The organism is Streptomyces sp. CWNU-52B, assembly GCF_047444975.1.
Lineage (GTDB): Bacteria > Actinomycetota > Actinomycetes > Streptomycetales > Streptomycetaceae > Streptomyces.
This window is the reverse complement of sequence record NZ_JBLFJV010000050.1, coordinates 1-19,233: the sequence shown is the minus strand read 5'-3', so window position 1 is coordinate 19,233 and position 19,233 is coordinate 1. Positions and strand designations below refer to the sequence as shown.

15 protein-coding genes are annotated in these 19,233 nt (G+C 71.4%); 8 read left to right on the top strand and 7 right to left on the bottom strand.

Translation table 11 applies throughout. The features are described from left to right. The first annotated feature begins 282 nt into the window (after positions 1 to 282). The 4 genes from ACLVWQ_RS32925 (at position 283) to ACLVWQ_RS32910 (ending at position 4,894) form a co-directional block, all read left to right on the top strand. Positions 283 to 3,276, top strand: coding sequence for a nitrate- and nitrite sensing domain-containing protein (locus ACLVWQ_RS32925; RefSeq protein ID WP_414112897.1), 2,994 nt, complete (start codon positions 283 to 285; stop codon positions 3,274 to 3,276). Then, a complete protein-coding gene (locus ACLVWQ_RS32920) occupies positions 3,273 to 3,713 on the top strand; it encodes a roadblock/LC7 domain-containing protein (protein ID WP_414112896.1) in 441 nt (146 codons plus the stop codon). The genes ACLVWQ_RS32925 and ACLVWQ_RS32920 overlap by 4 nt, the downstream gene beginning before the upstream one ends. Positions 3,714 to 3,722: 9 nt before the next feature. Then, entirely contained in the window at positions 3,723 to 4,118 is a 396-nt protein-coding gene (locus ACLVWQ_RS32915) for a DUF742 domain-containing protein (RefSeq protein WP_414112895.1), read from the top strand. A 170-nt stretch (positions 4,119 to 4,288) separates the two neighbouring features. Further along, positions 4,289 to 4,894 carry a GTP-binding protein gene (locus ACLVWQ_RS32910; protein WP_414113323.1) on the top strand — a complete coding sequence of 202 codons (606 nt, stop codon included), beginning with the start codon at positions 4,289 to 4,291 and terminating at the stop codon, positions 4,892 to 4,894. A gap of 54 nt (positions 4,895 to 4,948) precedes the next feature. Here ACLVWQ_RS32910 and glpK read toward each other — a convergent pair whose 3' ends face one another. From glpK to ACLVWQ_RS32890, 4 genes are all read right to left on the bottom strand, one after another. Next, complete coding sequence (glpK, locus tag ACLVWQ_RS32905; RefSeq protein WP_414112894.1) at positions 4,949 to 6,460, bottom strand: glycerol kinase GlpK; 1,512 nt, start codon at positions 6,458 to 6,460, stop codon at positions 4,949 to 4,951. A gap of 117 nt (positions 6,461 to 6,577) precedes the next feature. Beyond that, complete coding sequence (locus tag ACLVWQ_RS32900) at positions 6,578 to 7,303, bottom strand: MIP/aquaporin family protein (RefSeq protein ID WP_414112893.1); 726 nt, start codon at positions 7,301 to 7,303, stop codon at positions 6,578 to 6,580. A gap of 318 nt (positions 7,304 to 7,621) precedes the next feature. After that, entirely contained in the window at positions 7,622 to 8,812 is a 1,191-nt protein-coding gene (locus ACLVWQ_RS32895; protein ID WP_414112892.1) for a lipid-transfer protein, read from the bottom strand. Next, positions 8,809 to 9,234 (bottom strand): Zn-ribbon domain-containing OB-fold protein, encoded by a 426-nt coding sequence (locus tag ACLVWQ_RS32890; RefSeq protein WP_414113322.1) that lies wholly within the window; start codon positions 9,232 to 9,234, stop codon positions 8,809 to 8,811. The genes ACLVWQ_RS32895 and ACLVWQ_RS32890 overlap by 4 nt, the downstream gene beginning before the upstream one ends. A gap of 307 nt (positions 9,235 to 9,541) precedes the next feature. Here ACLVWQ_RS32890 and ACLVWQ_RS32885 point away from each other — a divergent pair, with 307 nt between their 5' ends. Together ACLVWQ_RS32885 and ACLVWQ_RS32880 are read left to right on the top strand one after the other, a co-directional pair. Next, positions 9,542 to 10,369 carry a M15 family metallopeptidase gene (locus tag ACLVWQ_RS32885; protein ID WP_414112891.1) on the top strand — a complete coding sequence of 276 codons (828 nt, stop codon included), beginning with the start codon at positions 9,542 to 9,544 and terminating at the stop codon, positions 10,367 to 10,369. 47 nt (positions 10,370 to 10,416) lie between these two features. Next, entirely contained in the window at positions 10,417 to 10,953 is a 537-nt protein-coding gene (locus ACLVWQ_RS32880) for an NUDIX domain-containing protein (protein ID WP_414112890.1), read from the top strand. Between the two features lie 101 nt (positions 10,954 to 11,054). On the opposite strand, the gene ACLVWQ_RS32875 is transcribed toward ACLVWQ_RS32880, so the two are convergent. Then, positions 11,055 to 13,442 (bottom strand): TIM-barrel domain-containing protein, encoded by a 2,388-nt coding sequence (locus ACLVWQ_RS32875; protein WP_414112889.1) that lies wholly within the window; start codon positions 13,440 to 13,442, stop codon positions 11,055 to 11,057. 213 nt (positions 13,443 to 13,655) lie between these two features. Here ACLVWQ_RS32875 and ACLVWQ_RS32870 point away from each other — a divergent pair, with 213 nt between their 5' ends. Together ACLVWQ_RS32870 and ACLVWQ_RS32865 are read left to right on the top strand one after the other, a co-directional pair. Further along, positions 13,656 to 15,623, top strand: a complete 1,968-nt coding sequence (locus tag ACLVWQ_RS32870; protein ID WP_414112888.1) for an acetoacetate--CoA ligase — start codon at positions 13,656 to 13,658, stop codon at positions 15,621 to 15,623. Between the two features lie 89 nt (positions 15,624 to 15,712). Further along, on the top strand, positions 15,713 to 16,606 hold the full coding sequence (locus tag ACLVWQ_RS32865) for a hypothetical protein (protein ID WP_414112887.1): 894 nt from the start codon (positions 15,713 to 15,715) through the stop codon (positions 16,604 to 16,606). A 51-nt stretch (positions 16,607 to 16,657) separates the two neighbouring features. Here ACLVWQ_RS32865 and ptsP read toward each other — a convergent pair whose 3' ends face one another. After that, on the bottom strand, positions 16,658 to 18,328 hold the full coding sequence (gene ptsP / locus ACLVWQ_RS32860) for a phosphoenolpyruvate--protein phosphotransferase (protein ID WP_414112886.1): 1,671 nt from the start codon (positions 18,326 to 18,328) through the stop codon (positions 16,658 to 16,660). A gap of 78 nt (positions 18,329 to 18,406) precedes the next feature. After that, the gene (locus tag ACLVWQ_RS32855; protein ID WP_414112885.1) at positions 18,407 to 18,856 is read right to left on the bottom strand and encodes a PTS glucose transporter subunit IIA; all 450 of its coding nucleotides are present in this window, start codon (positions 18,854 to 18,856) and stop codon (positions 18,407 to 18,409) included. Between the last annotated feature and the right edge of the window lie 377 nt (positions 18,857 to 19,233).

The following is a 19,233-nucleotide window of genomic DNA, read 5'->3' as shown; positions in this document are numbered from 1 at the left end:
TTCCATACAGACAGACGCTCGACGTAAGCCGAAGATTCCCGACAACCGGAGAATTTCAGCCAACTGACGAGAGGCGCGGACCACATCACATCCGTTGTCCCGCGTCGGAACCCGGGAGGCAATCTCCCCCAATGAACGGACAACTGCGGATGTCCTGTTCCCGATGGGTGCGGGGTCCGCCCGGACGGGTCTTCGAGATACCCGTGCGTCGGTAGTAGGCTCACGCCGTTTGTTGACGTACATGTGTGCCCCCGTTCCGCGGGGGCCGAGCTGGGGGAGGCCATGCGCTTTCGCGGGAAGTCCATCCGCCGGAAGATCGTGGCGCTGCTTCTCGTGCCGCTGGTTTCCCTGACCGGGATCTGGGGCTTCGCCACCGTGCTGACCGGGCGCGAGGTCAACCGGCTGTTCGACACGACGTTCGTCGTCCAGGAGATCGGCTATCCCACCGAGGACGTCATCAGCGTGCTCCAGGACGAGCGCCGCCAGACCCTCGTCTATCTCGCGGACCCCCGGACCTCCGACGCCCTGACCGATCTGCGCCGTACCCGCACCGCCACCGACGAGGCCGTGTCGAAGATCCGCCGGAACGCCCGGGACGGCGACGTGCGGGACGAGATGGGTTCGGACTCCGCCGAGCGCCTCACCGCGATCCTGGACGCCTTCGACGGTGTCGGGTCGCTGCGCCAGAGCGTCGAGGACAACACGGTCACCCGCGCCCAGGCCCTCGACCTCTACAACCGCCTGGTGGACCCCTGTTACATCCTCCTGGCCAACCTCCAGGTCCTCGACGACGTCGGCGTGGACAAGGAGGGCCGTGCCCTCGTCAACACGTCGCGCGCCCGTGAACTGCTCGCCCGCGAGGACGCCCTGCTCGGCTCCGCGCTCGTCGTCGGCAAGGTCACCCGCATGGAGGCCCTCGACATCTCCGATCTCGTCGCCCAGCGCACGCTCATGTACGAGATCAACCTGCCGCAGCTGCCCTCCGCCGAGCGCGTCCGCTACGAGCGCTACTGGAAGAACGCGTCGACCGCGCCCCTGAGGGTGGCCGAGCAGTCCGTTCTCGCCTCCGCGCCGGGCAACCCCCGCGGAGTCACGGCGAAGAGCTGGGACGGCCTCGCCGACGAGGTCCTCGACGGCCTCGACAAGCTCGACGCCCAGGCGGGCGACCGCTTCCAGGACCGGGTCCGCCCCGTCGCGGTCGGTGTCATCGTCAAGGCCGCCATCGCCGGCGTACTGGGCCTGGCCGCGGTGCTGGTGTCCCTCTTCATGTCGGTACGCATCGGCCGCGGCCTCATCCGCGACCTGCGCCGGCTCCGCCAGGAGGCCCACGAGACCGCCGGGGTCCGGCTGCCCAGCGTGATGCGCCGCCTCTCCGCGGGCGAACACGTCGACGTGGAGACCGAGGTCCCGCGCCTGGAGTACGAGAAGAACGAGATCGGCGAGGTCAGCCAGGCGCTCAACAGCCTCCAGCGGTCGGCGGTCGAGGCCGCGGTCAAGCAGTCCGAACTGCGCAGCGGCGTCGCCGAGGTGTTCGTGAACCTCGCCCGCCGCAGCCAGGTCCTGCTGCACAAGCAGCTCACCCTGCTCGACACGATGGAGCGCAGGACCGAGGACACGGACGAACTCGCCGACCTCTTCCGCCTCGACCACCTCACGACCCGTATGCGCCGGCACGCGGAGGGCCTGGTCATCCTCTCCGGAGCGGCCCCCTCCCGGCAGTGGCGCAAGCCGGTCCAGCTGATGGACGTCGTACGCGCGGCCGTCGCCGAGGTCGAGGACTACGAGCGCATCGAGGTCAGGCGGCTGCCGCGGATGGCCGTCACCGGGTCCGCCGTCGCCGACCTCACCCACCTCGTGGCCGAACTCCTGGAGAACGCCACGGTGTTCTCGCCGCCGCACACGGCCGTACAGGTGCTCGGTGAGCGCGTCGCCAACGGCTTCACCCTGGAGATCCACGACCGCGGCCTCGGGATGGCCGCCGAGGCGCTCCTCGACGCCAACTTGCGCCTCGCCGAGACCCCCGAGTTCGAGCTGTCGGACACCGACCGGCTCGGGCTCTTCGTGGTCAGCCGGCTGGCCCAGCGGCAGAACGTACGCGTCTCCCTCCAGCCTTCCCCGTACGGCGGGACGACCGCGGTGGTCTTCGTGCCCGACGCGCTGCTTTCGGACGACGTGCCCGACACCAACGGCGTCGGGTTCCGGCTCGACCGGGCCCTTCCCGCCAAGGGCGCGAAGAGCTCCAGGAGCGAGGCCGACGAGGGCCGCAGGGCCGCCCTGTCCCAGGTGCCGGTCTCGCTGCCCGGCCTGTCCACGTCGATCCTCGACGGACCGGTCGAGCTGGAGGCGCCCGTCGACCTGGACGCCTTCGAGGGCTTCCCCGGCGCCCTCGACGACGAGGACAACGAACGCGGCGGCATCTTCCGCCCGCGCCGCTCCGTCGCCGGGTCCGCCGGGCCCGCGGGGTCACCGGGATCCGCGGGGGACGAGACACGCGAGCCGTCACGCCCCACCGAAGGCGACGATCGGGCCGAGGCCCGACTGGCGGGCCGCCGGGCTCCCAAGCTCGTCAGCTCCCACGGCCGCCCCGTGCCCCGGACCACGTCGCGGCGCGACGCAGCGACGGACCACGCGGAGTCCGGCGACGTGACGGAGCTGCCCCGGCCGGCCCAGGAGACGCCCGAGGGCTCCGGCGTCCTCGAAGAGCTGCCGAAGCGGTCGAGGGGTGTCAGGCGGGGACCGGCACACCTGGGGACCGAGGACTCGCTCGCCGCCCGCAGGGGCGCGACGGGCGACCGGCCCGCGGACCGCCCCGGCCGGCGCGTCGGTACGCAGGACGGGACGGCCGAGCCCGACGGACCGGTCACGCGCGGACCGTCAGGCGAAGAAGGCGGGGACGTGGACGCCCCGGCCCTGCCCCAGCGCGGTTCGCGTCGAGGGACCGGACCCAGCGGGATCGGGCAGAGCGGGAGCGAGCAGAGCGGGATCGGACAAGGCGGTGCCCGTCCCGGGAACCAGGCCGCCCCGGGCGGCACCCGCGCGCTGCCCCGCCGGGTACGCCAGGCCAATCTGGCCCCGCAGCTCAAGGAAGACCCCGACCGGCGCACCACGCGCGACCCGGCCCGTACGACGGACCCGACGGAGCGTGACGCCGACGAAGTACGCAGCCGTATGGCCTCGCTCCAGCGCGGCTGGCAGCGCGGCCGCGAGGAGAACGCCGTGGGGGACGAGACCCCGGACGGCACAGCACCAGGAACGACTAAGGGAGACGGCCGATGACCGCACCGAACGCCGCCGGCCACACCACGACCACCATGGCGACGGGGGAACTCAACTGGCTCCTCGACGACCTGGTGGCGCGTGTCGCCAGCATCCGCAAAGCACTCGTGCTCTCCGGAGACGGCCTCCCCACGGGGGTCTCCACCGATCTGACGAGGGAGGACAGCGAACACCTGGCCGCTGTCGCCTCCGGATTCCACAGCCTCGCCAAGGGCGTCGGCCGGCACTTCGACGCGGGCAGCGTCCGGCAGACCGTCGTCGAACTGGACGAGGCGTTCCTGTTCGTCACGGCGGCAGGTGACGGCAGCTGCCTCGCCGTCCTCTCGGACGCCGACTCCGACGTCGGGCAGGTCGCGTACGAGATGACCCTTCTGGTGAAGAGGGTCGGCGTGCATCTCGCGGCCGCCCCGCGCACCGAAGTCTCCTCGGGCGGGTAGTGGGATGGCATGAGCGGAGACGGTCAGGGGACACCCCACTGGTTCGACGACGAGGCCGGACCCGTGGTCCGTCCGTATGCCATGACGCGCGGCCGTACGACCAGTCCGGGCCAGCACCGCCTCGACCTGATCGCGGTGGTGGTGACGACGGAGTTCGCCGACGACCCCGAGGCGGACCGCTCCCTGTCCCCGGAGCACGTGGACATCGTCGAGCTCTGCCGTGACGCCCCCCAGTCGGTCGCCGAACTCGCCGCGGAACTCGACCTGCCCATCGGGGTCGTACGCGTCCTCATAGGCGACCTGGCGGAGGACGAACTGGTCCGTGTGACGCGTCCGGTGCCCCCGGCGGAACTGCCGGACGAGAGCATCCTGCGCGATGTGATCAGCGGCCTGCGGGCCCTGTGAACCACGGGTGCCGCCGACGCGGGCAGCCGGGGCCGGCGGGCGGGCCGGGCCCGCGGACGGAGGTCACCAACAGTGGGGCGGCGCGCCCGGGAGCGCCGTAACATGCGTCGTCTCCGAAGCACGCGGTACCACCGAAGCACGTGACACCACTGAAGCAGGAGAAGAGATCGATGATCTTCGGGCGCACTGAACGCGGCAAGGCACCGGTCGAGCCCGTCACTCTCAAGATCCTCGTGGCGGGCGGCTTCGGCGTGGGCAAGACCACCCTGGTCGGCGCCGTCAGCGAGATCAAGCCGCTGCGCACCGAGGAACTGCTGACCGAGGCCGGCCGTCCCGTGGACGACACCAGCGGTGTGGAGGGCAAGCACACCACCACGGTCGCCATGGACTTCGGCCGCATCACGCTCCGCGAGGACCTCGTGCTGTACGTCTTCGGCACACCGGGCCAGGACCGCTTCTGGTTCCTCTGGGACGAGCTCGCCACCGGCGCCCTGGGAGCCGTCGTGCTCGCCGACACCCGTCGCCTGGAGGACTGCTTCGCGGCGGTCGACTACTTCGAGCGGCGCTCCATACCCTTCGTGGTGGGTGTCAACTGCTTCGAGGGCGCCTCCCGTTACCCCGTCGAGGACGTCCGCCAGGCCCTCGACCTCGATCCCGCGGTCCCCGTGGTCCTGTGCGACGCGCGCGGCCGGGAGTCGGTCAAGCAGGTACTCATCGAGGTCGTCCAGCACGCGATGGTGTACGCGTCCGACGGCCGCCGCACCCTCACCACCTGACGCTTCCTGGGGCGGCCCGCACCCCCGCCGACCGGGGTACGGGCCGCGGTCCGCTCAGCTCGCGCCGTCCTCGTGCCAGCCGAAGCTCTTCTCCACCGCCCTGCGCCAGTTGTGGTACTCGGCGTCACGGACCGACGCCTCCATGGAGGGGGTCCACTCGACGTCCTTCTGCCAGTGCGACTTCAGCTCGTCGAGGTCGTTCCACACCCCGGTCGCCAGGCCGGCCGCGTACGCCGCGCCCAGACAGGTCGTCTCGGAGACCTTCGGGCGGATCACCGGCACGTCGAGCACATCGGCCTGGTGCTGCATGAGCAGGTTGTTCTTGGTCATGCCGCCGTCCACCTTCAGGGTCGTGATGTGCACCCCGGAGTCCTGGAACATGGCGTCCACGACCTCACGCGTCTGCCAGCTCGTCGCCTCGAGGACGGCCCGCGCCAGGTGCCCCTTCGTGACGTACCGGGTGAGACCGGTGACGACTCCGCGTGCGTCGGAGCGCCAGTAGGGCGCGAAGAGCCCCGAGAACGCGGGCACGATGTACGCGCCGCCGTTGTCGTCGACGCTGGCCGCCAGGGTCTCGATCTCGTCGGCGGTACGGATGATGCCGAGCTGGTCGCGGAACCACTGCACCAGCGCGCCGGTGATCGCGATGGACCCCTCCAGGCAGTAGACCGGTGCCTCTGTGCCGATCTTGTACCCCATGGTCGTCAACAGGCCGTTCTTCGAGGGCACGGGCCGGTTCCCGGTGTTGAGCAGCAGGAAACTGCCCGTCCCGTACGTGTTCTTGGCGGTGCCCACGTCGTAGCAGGCCTGCCCGAACACCGCGGCCTGCTGGTCGCCCAGCGCGGACGCCACCGGGACCCCGGCGAGCTGGCCCACGGCGGTCCCGTACACCTCGGACGAGGACTTGATCTCGGGGAGGACCGCCTCGGGGACGTTCATCGCGGAGAGGATGGACGGGTCCCACTCCAGGGTCTCCAGGTTCATCAGCATGGTGCGGCCTGCGTTGGTGACGTCGGTGACGTGCCGGCCGCCGTCCGTGCCGCCGGTCAGGTTCCAGATCAGCCAGGAGTCGATCGTGCCGAAGGCGATCTCGCCGCGCTCGGCGCGGGCCCGCAGCCCCGGCACGTTGTCGAGCAGCCAGGCCGCCTTGGGCCCGGAGAAGTAGCTGGCCAGCGGCAGCCCGGTCTGCTCACGGAACCGGTCCTGCCCGTCCGCGCCGCCGAGTTCGTTGCAGAGCGCCGAGGTACGGGTGTCCTGCCAGACGATCGCGTTGTGCACGGGCTTGCCGGTGGCGCGGTCCCACAGGACCGTCGTCTCGCGCTGGTTGGTGATGCCCAGCGCGCTGAGCTGGTCGGCGCGGAGCCCGGCCTTCGCGATCGCGCCCGCGACCACGGCCTGCACCTTCGACCAGATCTCGGTGGCGTCGTGCTCCACCCAGCCGGGCTTGGGAAAGATCTGGCGGTGCTCACGCTGGTCGACGGCGACGATCGCGCCGTCCTGGTTGAAGACGATGCAGCGGCTCGACGTGGTGCCCTGGTCGATCGCGGCGACGAACTTGTCCGGCATGGCGTCCCCTTCGTCGGATTCTGCGGAAGGTCGCGTGGAAAGGTCGCGTGGAAAGGTCACGGGGGGAGAGGCATGGGGGAGAAGCGCGTGGGAGAACCGGGTCGGTCAACGGCCCGGTCAGAAGGCCGCGTTGAAGATCAGCCCGGACAGCGCCCCGCCGATCAACGGCCCCGCCACCGGGATCCACGCGTAGCTCCAGTCCGAGGTGCCCTTGTTGGGGATCGGCAGGACGGCGTGGGCGATGCGCGGACCCAGGTCACGGGCCGGGTTGATGGCGTACCCCGTCGGACCGCCGAGCGACAGGCCGATGCCGACCACCAGGAACGAGACGACCAGGACACCGGTGCCGGACTGGCCGAGCCCCTCCGTGAGCCCGAAGGCGAGGATCGGCAGGACCAGACCGACGGTCGCGATGATCTCGGTGACCAGGTTCGCCACGGGATTGCGGATCTCGGGCGCGGTGGAGAAGATCCCGAGCGTCGGCTGCGCGATCTTGTCGTCGGCGTTGGCCTGGAACTGCGCGTAGTAGACGAGCCAGCAGAGCACCGCGCCGAGGAACGCGCCGACCATCTGCCCCGCGACGTAGATGTGGACCTGGTCCCAGTCCCCGGTGTCGATCGCGATACCGATGGTCACCGCGGGGTTGAGGTGCCCGCCGGACAGCGGCGCGGCGGTGTAGGCGCCGGCCATCACGCCGAAGCCCCAGCCGAAGGCGATGACGACCCAGCCGGCGTCCTTGGCCTTGGAGTAGTTGAGGACGACGGCGGCGACCACGCCGGCGCCGAAGAGGATCAGAATCGCTGTGCCGATGACCTCACCGACGAAGATGTCTCCGTTGCTCATGGCGGCTCCTAGGCCAGGCCCGGGGCGGTTCGCCCCGGCCATCGTGCAGGGTGCGTTCCCATGGGTGCTTCAGCCGAAGGCAGGGAGGTCCCGCGCCCCGCCCGGCGTCCGTGACGAGCGTGCCGTGGTAGTCGAATCGCCCGTGGGGGAGCCCCTGCCGGCGCGGGCGAGGACCCGCGCGACGCAGTGCCTGAACAGGCCGGAACGCGACGATGCCGACTGACACCGGAAGTGTTCACCGGCGCTGTGGGAGCGTCAAGGTCGCGGGCTGGAACGGTTGCCGGGGCCGGGCCGGTGCCCGCCCGTGCGCCCGCCGTCTCATCTGACGGCGATCACGGACGATCCGTGCCCGAACAGTCCCTGGTTCGCGGTGACTCCCACCCGGGCCCCCGCGACCTGCCGGTCACCCGCCGTACCGCGCAACTGCCACGTCAGCTCGCAGACCTGGGCGATGGCCTGTGCGGGCACGGCCTCACCGAACGAGGCCAGCCCACCGCTGACGTTGACCGGTGTGCGGCCGCCCAGCGCAGTCGTGCCGTCCCGCAGCAGCTTGGCCCCCTCGCCCTCGCCGCACAGCCCCAGATCCTCGTACCACTGCAGCTCCAGGGCCGTGGACAGGTCGTAGACCTCGGCGAGCGAGAGGTCCCGCGGACCGATCCCCGCCTCCTCGTACGCGGCCCGCGCGATCGACACGCGGAACGTGTCGGCGGCCGGCTCCGCCGCGACCGCCGAGTCCGTCGCGATGTCGGGCAGGTCGAGCACGGTGTTGGGATAGCGGGGAGTCACCGTGGACACCGCGCGGATCCGCACCGGATCCGGGGCCCCGTGCCGACGGGCGAACTCCATGCTGGACAGCACCAGCGCCGCCGCGCCGTCCGAGGTCGCGCAGATGTCGAGCAGCCGCAGCGGATCGGCGACCACGGCCGACGCGGCTACCTCCTCGGCCGTGACCCGCTTGCGGTAGCGGGCGTACGGATTCAGCGCCCCCATGGCCGCGTTCTTCACCTTGACCTGGCCGAAGTCCTCCACGGTGTCCCCGTGGACCGCCATCCGCCGACGCGCGTACAACCCGAAGTACGTCGGATTCGTCGCCCCCAGGACACGGAACCGCAGCCAGTCCGGATCATCGTGCCGGTCCCCGCCCGCGGGCCGGAAGAACCCCTTCGGCGCGGCGTCCGCTCCCACCACGAGCACCACGTCCGCGAGACCCGCCAGGATCTGCGCCCGCGCCGTGTCGACGGCCTGCGCCCCCGACGCGCACGCCGCGTACACGCTCGCGACCCGGGCGCCCTGCCAGCCCAGCGCCTTGGCGAACGTCGCCCCCGCCACGTACCCGGGGTAGCCGCCGCGGACCGTGTCCGCGCCGACGATCGAGCCGACCTGCCGCCAGTCGAGGCCCGCGTCGGACAGCGCCTCGCGCGCCGCGACCGTCCCGTACTCGACGAATCCCCGCCCCCACTTGCCCCAGGGGTGCATGCCCGCGCCGAGCACCGCCACGTCCCCCGTCATGCCCGCACCCCCGTCGGCCGCCAGTGCCAGGTGGTCCAGGTCGTCTCCGCGTCCTCGTCGAGCACGCCAGGGACCGCTTCCACCTCCATGCCCACCGCCAGATCGGCGGTACGGACCCCGGGAGCCGTCTGCCCGAGCACCACGAGGCGTTCGGACTCCAGCTCCACAGCGACCAACGCGTAGGGCCGCCATGCGAGTTCCGGATCGGACACGTACGGTGACGGCGGCCGGTACCGGCTGTCGGTGTACGACCAGACACGGCCCCGTCTCGACAGCGGCACCTCTTCCAGTTCGCCGCCCGGGCAACCCGGATTGCGGCAGAAGGCGTCCTCCCGGGGGAAGAACACGGACGCGCAGAGCGAGCAGCGCGTGCCGAGGAGGCGGAAGTCGTCCCCCTCACCGGCGAACCAGCCGGCGACCACGGGTGTGCGAGTACGTGACACGTTCCCTCCACGGCACTGGATCTGACGGACCGTCAGAAGTCTGCCACGGGCCACGCCGATTGGGCAGGGGCTCGGAGCGAGCGCGCGGCGGAGAACCGCCGGGGCCCGCAGTGCGTCCGACCATCGGTAGGGACGGCCGGGGCCCACGGGGGTGGCTCCGGCCGTCCCTCGCCCGGAATCACCCAGATCCCCCTCCCTCCCCGGCCCGGTCCGGCCGGCGGCGGGGCGCGCGGACTGTATCCGATCACTTCCCTCGGGGAACCCGCGCCTGATAGACGCATGGGTCATGACCCGATTCACCACAGCGGCACGCTCGCTCGTCACCGTGTTCGCCGCCCTGCTCGCCGTCACGGCCACCTCCGCCACGTCCGCCACCGCGGGAGCGGCCACCGGGCCCAAGGCCCCCGAGGACTTCGTGGCCCTCGCGTCCGTGGACCGCACGATCATCCAGGAGATCCGCTACCTCACCCCGCACAACTTCGTGGGCGAGCCCGTCGACGGCTACCGGCAACCGCTCTGCATCCTCACCCGGCCCGCCGCCGAGGCCCTCCACAAGGCCCAGCGGCAACTGCGGGCCCGGGGCTACTCCCTGAAGGTGTACGACTGCTACCGGCCCCAGCGCGCCGTCGACCACTTCGTCCGCTGGGCCGAGGACCTCGACGACCAGGGCATGAAGGGCGAGTTCTACCCGAACGTCGACAAGACCCGTCTGTTCGAGGACGGTTACATCGCCGAGAAGTCCGGTCACAGCCGGGGCTCGACCATGGACCTCACCCTCGTGAAGCTCCCGGCGACGCCGACCCGGCCGTACGTCCCCGGAGAGCCCCTCACGCCCTGCTTCGGGCCCCGGTCCGAGCGCTTCCCGGACAACTCCGTGGACATGGGTACGGGTTACGACTGCTTCGACACCCTGTCGCACACGCTCGACCCGCGCGTGCGGGGGCAGCAGCGCGTCAACAGGCTGCTCCTGAAGGACACCCTCGAGGGTCTCGGACTCGTGAACCTCGCCGAGGAGTGGTGGCATTTCACTCTTGGAAGTGAGGCGTACCCCGACACCTACTTCGACTTCCCGGTGTCGGCGGACTCCCTTGCCATGTCCGTCACGTCACAGTAGGACGGTCGGTCAAAACCTCCTTGTGATCATCGGATACAGTCCCGGGCGTGTCTCCATCCCAGATCCCTTCCGCCAACTCCGCTCCGGGCAGCCACTGTTCGAGTTGCGGCGCACCCTACGGAGAAGGCGACTCCGGCTGGCCCCGTACGTGCGCCGCCTGCGGCGACGTGGCCCACCGCAACCCGCTGCCGGTCGCGGTGGCCCTGCAGCCCGTGTACGACACCCAGGGCGCGGCCCTGGTCGTCATCACCCGGACCATCGAACCCGCGCGCGGGGGAGTGGCCCTTCCCGGAGGATTCATCGACCACAGGGAGGACTGGCGCCAGGCCGTCGTCCGTGAACTCAAGGAGGAGACGGGCATCGTCGCGGCCGGCCGAGACGTACGGCTGGTCGACGCGCTGAGCTCCCCCGACGGTCACCTGCTGCTCTTCGGCGCGCTCCCGGAGCGTCCCGTGACGGAGCTGCCGCCGTCCGCCGCGACGGACGAGACGGAGGGCTGGCACCTGCTGCGCAGAGCGACCGAACTCGCCTTCCCGCTGCACACCATGGCGGCCAAGGCGTGGTTCGACGGCCGGTACGTCTGACGCCCGGTACGTCTGAGGGGTCCCTCGCGAGGACCCGCGCGAAAGGGCCCGCCCGCTGATCCGTCAGCGGGCGGGCCCTCGTGCGCCGAGCCCCTCGCGGTTCAGCCGTCGGACCCCAGGCCCGGCCCCAGCCCTCGGACGCGTACGGGAGGAAGAGGCGGCTCGCCCGGTCCGCCCTCACCCTCCCGCTCCACGACCACACGCTCCCCCTGCCGGCGCGTCACATAGCGCTGGATCTCCGGCTCCTGCCGGCCGTCCCCGGAGTCGGTGGCCACCAGTCCGCCTCCGGTGCGTCCGTGGGCGGGCGCCCACACCTCAAGCTCCAGAGATCCGTCGTCGCCGCGTACGGGCAGCACGGCGCCCGCGCGGACCAGTACCGGAATCCGTGACAAGGGCGCGTCGATCAGCACCTGTCCGGGCCCCTCGTACGCCTCCTCGGTCACCGCGTCGTACCAGCGGCCCCGCGGCAGCCGGACCGCACGCCGGTCCGTGCCCGGATCCAGCACCGGAGCCACCAGGAGACAGTCACCGAGCAGGAAGGCGTCCTCGCAGTCACGCAGGGCCCTGTCCTCCGGAGCGCCCCACCACAGCGGCCGCACGTACGGCGCGCCCGTACGCCGTGCCAGGGCCGCCAGCGTGATGAAGTACGGCAGCAGCCGGCGCCGCTCGACGAGCGCCACGCGCGCGTGCCCGAGGACCTCGTCACCGAACTCCCAGGGCTCCCTGCGCCCCGCCCGCAGACTCGCGTGCGTACGGAACAGCGGCAGGTACGCGCCCAGCTGGAACCACCGCAGATACAGCTCGGGGGAGGGGCTCCCGTCGAAACCGCCCACGTCGGGCCCCGAGTACGGCACCCCGCACAGACCGAGCCCCATCACCAGCGACAGGGACGCCCGTAAGCCGGGCCACCCCGTGGCCACGTCCCCGGACCAGGTCCCCCCGTAGCGCTGCGTTCCGGCCCAGCCCGACCGCGAGAACAGGAAGGGCCGCTCCTGGGGAGCCAGTTCGCGCAGACCCTCGTGGGCCGCTCGGGCCATGCCGAGCGCGTACACGTTGTGCGCCTCACGATGGTCGCCCCCGCGGCCCTCCAGGTCGTGCCGTGCCGAACGGGGCAGCGTGGTCTCGCCGAAGGCGGTGAAGGACACGGGTTCGTTCATGTCGTGCCAGAAGCCGGCGAACCCCTGCGCGAGCCGCTCCTCGTAGAGGCCGCCCCACCACCGGCGCGTACGCGCGCGCGTGAAGTCCGGATAGACCACCTCGCCCGGCCAGGCCACCCCGCGCACGACCTCTCCGGCGGAGTCCCGCACGAAGGCGTCCTCGGCGCTCCCGCTGTCGTACACGGCGTTCCCCGGCTCGGCCCCGACCGCCGGATCCACGATCGACACCAGCCGGATGCCGTCCCTGCGCAGCTCCTCCGCGAGCACCGGCAGCTTCGGGAAGCGGTCCCGGTCGACGGTGAACACCCGGTGCGCGTCGAAGTGGTCGATGTCGAGGTGCACGGCGTCCAGCGGCAGCCCGCGCTCGTGGTACCCGCCCACGATCCGCCGCACCTCCTGCTCGCTCCCGAAACCCCACCGCGCGTGATGGTGCCCCAGGGCCCAGGCCGGCGGCAGCGCCGCGGCACCGGTCAAGGACGCCCAGGTCTGCAGCACGCGCGCGGGAGAGCCCACCGTCACCCAGCAGCGCAGCGGCCCGCCGTCCATGCGCAGCTCGCTCGCCCCGGCCCGGTCGTGTCCGGACCCGGCGCCCTCCTCACCCTCGCGCAGGGTCACGGCGCCGTCCCAGGAACTGTCGTGGAACACCAGGTGCGTGGCCGCGTCGGCCACCACCATCTGCACCGGCATGGTGAGGTACAGCGGGTCGTCACCGGGGCCGAAGGCGCGCCCGGGATCGGTGTTCCACAGCCGGTACGTCCCGTCGCGCAGCCGCAGCCCCGACGCGCGCCCGCCGAGGCCGAAGAAACGCGCGTCCGCGGCCACTTCGGACCGCTGCATCCACCGGGCCCGGCCGCCGCCGTCGGCCGGCTCCCACCACCGAGGCGGCAGCTCACGCCGCAGACTCACCCCGCCCGGGGTGCGCACCTCCACGGCGCCGTACCGGGAGACGATCACCGTCATCCGCTCCGCGACCAGCCGCCAGGCACCGTCCTTGTCCGGTTCGAGCACGGCCCGCGGGTCCGGTTCGGGAGTGCCGTCCGCGAGCGCGTACGACGGCTCGGGTCCCGCTCCGTCCCAGCCCCAGAAGACGGCTCCGTTGGCCATGACGGTGATCCGCAGCAAGGACCGGGCGAACCGGACGAGCCCGCCGCCGGGAGCGGGCTCCACCGACAGCACGGGCCCGGGAACCCGCGCGCGCTCGGCGCCCCGCGCCGGCAGCCCCGCGGCGTCGGTACGCCTCCTGCGCCACGCGGCCCGCACGGTGAGCAAGCGCTGGGCCGCCCCCGCCGAACCGATCACTTTCATGGAACGCACCAGGTCACGACCGTTCATGCTGCTCAGCCTGCCACCCGAATGGCCCCATGAACGCGTCGTTCAACTTCCGTTCACTCACTGCACGAGCACATGTTCACGAGCCGGACCATCTGGGCCCAACCCTGGTGCGGAAGTCGATCACATGGCATCGTCCGTCTCAGCCGCGTGACGCGCACACCCAAGTCCGTGCGCGGTACACGTACACGACGCGCGCAGTCCGGGAGCCGACCCATGACCTCTTCGAACCCCTCGCCGCTCTGGCAGCCCGACCGAGAACGCATCGACCGGGCACAGATCACCCGGTTCCAGGCCTGGGCCGCCGAGCACCACGGAGCCCCGGCCACGGGCGGCTACGCGGCCCTGCACCGCTGGTCCGTGGACGAACTGGACACGTTCTGGAAAGCCGTCACCGACTGGTTCGACGTACGGTTCTCCACCCCCTACGCGCGCGTGCTGGGCGACCGCTCCATGCCCGGGGCCCAGTGGTTCCCCGGAGCCACCCTCAACTACACCGAGCACGCCCTGCGGGCGGCCGACAGCAGGCCGGACGAACCGGCCCTCCTGTACGTCGACGAGACCCACGAACCCCGCCCCGTCAGCTGGGCCGAACTACGCCGACAGGTCGGCTCCCTGGCCGCCGAACTGCGTACCCTCGGCGTACGCCCGGGAGACCGCGTCAGCGGGTACGTCCCCAACGTCCCGCAGGCCGTGGTCGCACTCCTCGCCACCGCCGCGGTCGGCGGAGTGTGGACGTCCTGCGCCCCGGACTTCGGCGCCCGCAGCGTCCTCGACCGCTTCCAGCAGGTCGAGCCCGTCGTCCTCTTCGCGGTCGACGGCTACCGCTACGGGGGCAAGGAGCACGACCGCCGGGACACCGTCGCCGAACTGCGCCGCGAACTGCCCACCCTGCGCGCCGTCGTCCACATCCCGCTGCTCGGCACCGAGGCCCCCGAAGGCACCCTGGAATGGTCCGCCCTCACCTCGTCGGACGTCGCACCCGTCTACGAGCAGGTGCCTTTCGGCCACCCCCTGTGGGTGCTCTACTCCTCCGGCACGACCGGCCTGCCCAAGGCCATCGTCCAGTCCCAGGGCGGCATCCTCGTCGAGCACCTCAAACAGCTCGGCCTGCACTGCGACCTGGGGCCAGGGGACCGCTTCTTCTGGTACACGTCCACCGGCTGGATGATGTGGAACTTCCTCGTCTCCGGCCTCCTGACGGGCACCACGATCGTCCTCTACGACGGCAGCCCCGGCCATCCGGACATCGGCGCCCAGTGGCGCGTCGCCGAACGCACCGGCGCCACCCTGTACGGCACCTCGGCGGCGTACGTCATGGCCTGCCGCAAGGCGGACGTCCACCCCTCCCGCGACTTCGACCTCTCGCAGGTCCGGTGCGTCGCGACCACGGGCTCACCCCTGCCGCCCGACGGATTCCGCTGGCTGCACGACGAGGTGGGCGACGACCTGTGGATCGCCTCCGTGAGCGGCGGCACCGACGTGTGCTCCTGCTTCGCGGGAGCGGTGCCCACCCTCCCCGTGCACATCGGTGAACTCCAGGCCCCGGGCCTGGGCACCGACCTCCAGTCCTGGGACCCGAGCGGCAAAACCGTCACCGACGAGGTCGGCGAACTCGTCGTCACCAGCCCCATGCCGTCCATGCCGATCCGGTTCTGGAACGACCCCGACGGCAGCCGCTACCACGACAGCTACTTCGACACGTACCCCGGCGTGTGGCGGCACGGCGACTGGATCACCGTCACCTCGCGCGGCTCCGTCGTCATCCACGGCCGCTCGGACTCCACGCTCAACCGCCAGGGCGTACGCATGGGGTCGGCCGACATCTACGAGGCGGTCGAACGCCTTCCGGAGATCCGCGAGTCACTGGTCATCGGCGTCGAACAGCCCGACGGCGGCTACTGGATGCCGCTCTTCGTCCACCTCGCCCCGGGCGCCGTACTCGACGAGGCGCTCCTCGGCCGCATCAAGCAGACCATCCGGGAACAGCTCTCACCACGCCACATCCCCGACGAGGTCATCGAAGTACCCGGCGTGCCCCACACCCTGACCGGCAAGCGCATCGAGGTCCCGGTCAAACGCCTGCTCCAGGGCACCCCCCTCGACAAGGCGGTCAACCCCGGCTCCGTCGACGACCTCGACCTGCTGCACTTCTACGAAAAGCTGGCCCGCGACCGCGCCTGACCGTCCCGCGCCCGGCCTCCGAGAGGCGTTGTCAGTGCCGCCGGTTACGGTGAGTGAGCATTGATCGCTGCCTGCACACAGGGGGAAAGATGACACACGGCCGGCACCAGACCATGCGACGCGACCTGCGCCGCGAAATCGCCGGAACCATCGGCCTGCTGACCGACGAGCAGGACTTCACCGCGATGCGGCGGCGCTACCGCACCTTCGGCTACGACGACCACGCGACCTATCTCCAGCAGGTGGAAGGCCTGCTCCGGACCCTCGCCTCCCAGGGCGGCCACACCACGGTGGCCCTCTTCGACCCAGAGGAGTACGCGGAGTACTGCGCGGAGCACGGGCTGGCCCCCGACACCGCGTCCAGCCGCACGCGCTTCACGGCCGAGCTCGCCACGACAGGCGCGACCGTCCCCTACGAGGGCCAGCCGCTCGACGCCCTCGTCCCCCACCTCGTCGACGAGGCCGTCCGCCGGGCCACCTGGGAGTACGCGAACACGCTCCTGACCCGCATCGGCCGCTGCGCCTCCTGCGGCGAGGACATCGGCCGAGCGGCCTTCGTACGGGCGTACGAGCTGCTCGTCCGCGTCCTGGAGGTGTCGGGTCCGGGCGAGCGGCACCTCGTGTGCAGCGTCTCCACCGAGCCCGAGGCACTCGTGGCCGTCCTGCGCACCGACGACGACCACGGAACACCGCGCCTGGACGAGTCCGAGGCCATGGAATTCACCACGGTCCTCGCCGCCGGTATCGCCACCCGGAGCGCGGGCGGCCTCGTCATGCGCACCAGCACCTCCCACACGACCGACCGCGTCTACGGCTGGCGACTGCGGGGCGAGGCACTGGAACCCCTCACCGCCGGAGAGGTCTTCGACGCCTACTGCACGGACGCCGAGTCCGGCGACCTCGTCTCCCCGGAACCGGGCGTCGACTACTGCGCGCCACCGGACCTGGGCGACGACGGGCACACGACGGCGCACACGCACTGACGACGCGAAGGGCGCCCCACCCTTCGGTGGAGCGCCCCTCGATCACCACGGTCACTCGCCGGACAGCACCGCCTGCACCGCCGTGCGCGCCTCCTCGGCGCTGTCACAGGCGCGCGCGGCCGCCGCGGCCCGCTCGCACTGGGCCAGCGTGTACTTGGCCAACGTCGCGCGGACGTAGGGGATCGACGCCGCACCCATCGAAAGAGAGGTGACACCCAGACCGGTCAGCACACACGCGAGCAGCGGGTCCGAAGCGGCTTCGCCGCAGACGCCACAGCTCTTGTCCTCGGCGCGGGCCGCCTCGGCGGACATCGCGACCAGGTCGAGCAGCGCGGGCTGCCACGGATCCTGGAGCCGGGACACGGCCCCCACCTGGCGGTCGGCGGCGAAGGTGTACTGCGCGAGGTCATTGGTGCCCAGCGACAGGAACTCGACCTCCTTCAGGATCGAGCGCGCCCGCAGGGAGGCCGAGGGAATCTCGACCATGGCGCCGAACTTCGCCCGCAGACCGGCCTCGCGGCAGGCGTCGGCGAACGCCTTGGCGTCCGCACGGTCCGCGACCATCGGCGCCATGACCTCGAGGTGGACGGGCAGTCCCTCGGCAGCCTTCGACAGCGCCGTCAGCTGGGTACGCAGTACGTCGGGGTGGTCGAGCAGCGACCGCAGACCACGCACGCCCAGTGCGGGGTTCGGCTCGTCGGCCGGCGTCAGGAAGTCGAGGGGCTTGTCGGCGCCCGCGTCGAGCACGCGCACCACGACCCGCCCCTCGGGGAAGGCCTCCAGCACCTTGCGGTACGCCTCGACCTGCTTCTCCTCGGACGGCGCGTTCTTGCTGTCGTCGAGGAAGAGGAACTCGGTGCGGAACAGGCCCACGCCCTCGGCACCGGCCTCGACCGCCGCCGGAAGGTCGGCGGGGCCACCGATATTGGCCAGCAGCGGAACCTTGTGCCCGTCGGAGGTGGCACCGGGCCCGCTCGACGCGGCGAGCGCCGCCTTGCGCGCGGCGGCCGCGGCCTCCAGCTCGGCCTTCTTCTCCGCGCTCGGGTTCACGAAGATCTCACCGGTACCGCCGTTCACGGCGACCATCGTGCCCTCGGCCAGCTCACCGGCTCCGGGCAGCGCCACCACGGCGGGTACACCGAGAGCCCGTGCCAGGATCGCGCTGTGGCTCGTCGGTCCGCCCTCCTCGGTGACGAAACCGAGGACGAGCGCCGGGTCGAGCAGGGCCGTGTCGGCCGGCGCGAGGTCACGGGCGACCAGGACGTACGGCTCGTCGCTGTCGGGCACACCGGGCATCGGAACACCGAGCAGCCGCGCGACGATACGGTTCCGCACGTCGTCGAGGTCGGCCACCCGCCCCGCGAGGTAGTCACCGGCGTTCGCCAGGAGCGCCCGGTACGCGGCGAAGGCGTCGTACACCCCGCGCTCCGCGGTGCTCCCGACGGCGATACGTCGCTCGACGTCGGCCATGAGCTCCGGGTCCTGAGCCATCAGGGCCTGGGCCTCGAGAACGGCCTGGGCCTCGCCGCCGGCCAGGTTGCCGCGTGCCATGAGGTCGGCCGCCACGGCTTCCACGGCCTTGTGGGCGCGCCCCTGTTCGCGCTCCGCGTCCTGCACCGGTATCTGCTTGGCCGGCGGTTCCAGCACCGCCGTTCCCATGTGCCGAACCTCGCCGATCGCCACACCGTGGCTCACGCCGACGCCTCGCAGCGTTGTCTCCATGTCACCCGTCTCCGATAGAGCGGCGGGCCGTGCCGCCGTGATGTCGTGCCGTGCCTGCCGTCACCGACGGCGGTGAGGTCAGTGCCAGTTGAAGAGAGCGTCGCCCGCCTTGACCTCGCCGTCGACGCTGACCTCGGAGAGGGCCTCGGCGGTGGCCTCGAGAGCCACGACGGGGCAGATGGGGGACTTGCCGGCCGCTTCGACGGCGGCCGGGTCCCAGCGCACCACGGACTGCCCGCGGCGCACGGTGTCCCCCTTGTTGACGAGCAGCTCGAAACCCTCGCCGTTGAGTTGAACGGTGTCGATGCCCAGGTGCGTCAGCACTCCATGGCCCTCGCTGTCGACGACGACGAAGGCGTGGGGATGGAGGGAGACGACGACACCGTCGATGGGCGCGACGGCTTCCGAGGCCTCCCTGACGGGGTCGATCGCGGTACCGGGGCCCACCATGGCCCCGGAGAAGACCGGATCGGGTACTGCGGTGAGTCCGATGGCGCGTCCTGCAAGAGGGGACGTCACGGTGGTCATGGGAAGCCTCCCGGGGGCGGGGATTCATATGGGCCGTCACTGCCTGTACCGGACGGCGCACTGTTGAGCAGCGTAAGTCATGAGAAGTGACGGTTCCGCGTGAGAGGACCCGGTTGGCGGCCGTAGCCGCACAGCACAAACGATTTGCGCCCGCTCCCGGGCGCCGTGTACTGTCGTACTCCTGCTTGAGGCCGAGTGACGCATCTGTGCGTCCTGGCCTGGCAGCACCCAACTTGTCAGATCCTATCTCGGGGTCTGGTTCTGCATGTCCGCAGAACCGTGGTCAGAGAGACGGAAAATGACTGATAGAGTTTGGGAACACGAAGGGAAGCGCCCGGAGGAAAGCCCGAGAGGGTGAGTACAAAGGAAGCGTCCGT

Coding starts and splice junctions, on each gene's coding strand:
- ACLVWQ_RS32925 (WP_414112897.1), top strand. CDS start 283: ATGCGCTTTCGCGGGAAGTCCATCCGCCGGAAGATCGTGGCGCTGCTT.
- ACLVWQ_RS32910 (WP_414113323.1), top strand. CDS start 4,289: ATGATCTTCGGGCGCACTGAACGCGGCAAGGCACCGGTCGAGCCCGTC.
- glpK (WP_414112894.1), bottom strand. CDS start 6,460: ATGCCGGACAAGTTCGTCGCCGCGATCGACCAGGGCACCACGTCGAGC.
- ACLVWQ_RS32885 (WP_414112891.1), top strand. CDS start 9,542: ATGACCCGATTCACCACAGCGGCACGCTCGCTCGTCACCGTGTTCGCC.
- ACLVWQ_RS32865 (WP_414112887.1), top strand. CDS start 15,713: ATGACACACGGCCGGCACCAGACCATGCGACGCGACCTGCGCCGCGAA.
- ACLVWQ_RS32900 (WP_414112893.1), bottom strand. CDS start 7,303: ATGAGCAACGGAGACATCTTCGTCGGTGAGGTCATCGGCACAGCGATT.
- ACLVWQ_RS32895 (WP_414112892.1), bottom strand. CDS start 8,812: ATGACGGGGGACGTGGCGGTGCTCGGCGCGGGCATGCACCCCTGGGGC.
- ACLVWQ_RS32855 (WP_414112885.1), bottom strand. CDS start 18,856: ATGACCACCGTGACGTCCCCTCTTGCAGGACGCGCCATCGGACTCACC.
- ACLVWQ_RS32875 (WP_414112889.1), bottom strand. CDS start 13,442: ATGAACGGTCGTGACCTGGTGCGTTCCATGAAAGTGATCGGTTCGGCG.
- ACLVWQ_RS32915 (WP_414112895.1), top strand. CDS start 3,723: ATGAGCGGAGACGGTCAGGGGACACCCCACTGGTTCGACGACGAGGCC.
- ACLVWQ_RS32870 (WP_414112888.1), top strand. CDS start 13,656: ATGACCTCTTCGAACCCCTCGCCGCTCTGGCAGCCCGACCGAGAACGC.
- ACLVWQ_RS32920 (WP_414112896.1), top strand. CDS start 3,273: ATGACCGCACCGAACGCCGCCGGCCACACCACGACCACCATGGCGACG.
- ptsP (WP_414112886.1), bottom strand. CDS start 18,328: ATGGAGACAACGCTGCGAGGCGTCGGCGTGAGCCACGGTGTGGCGATC.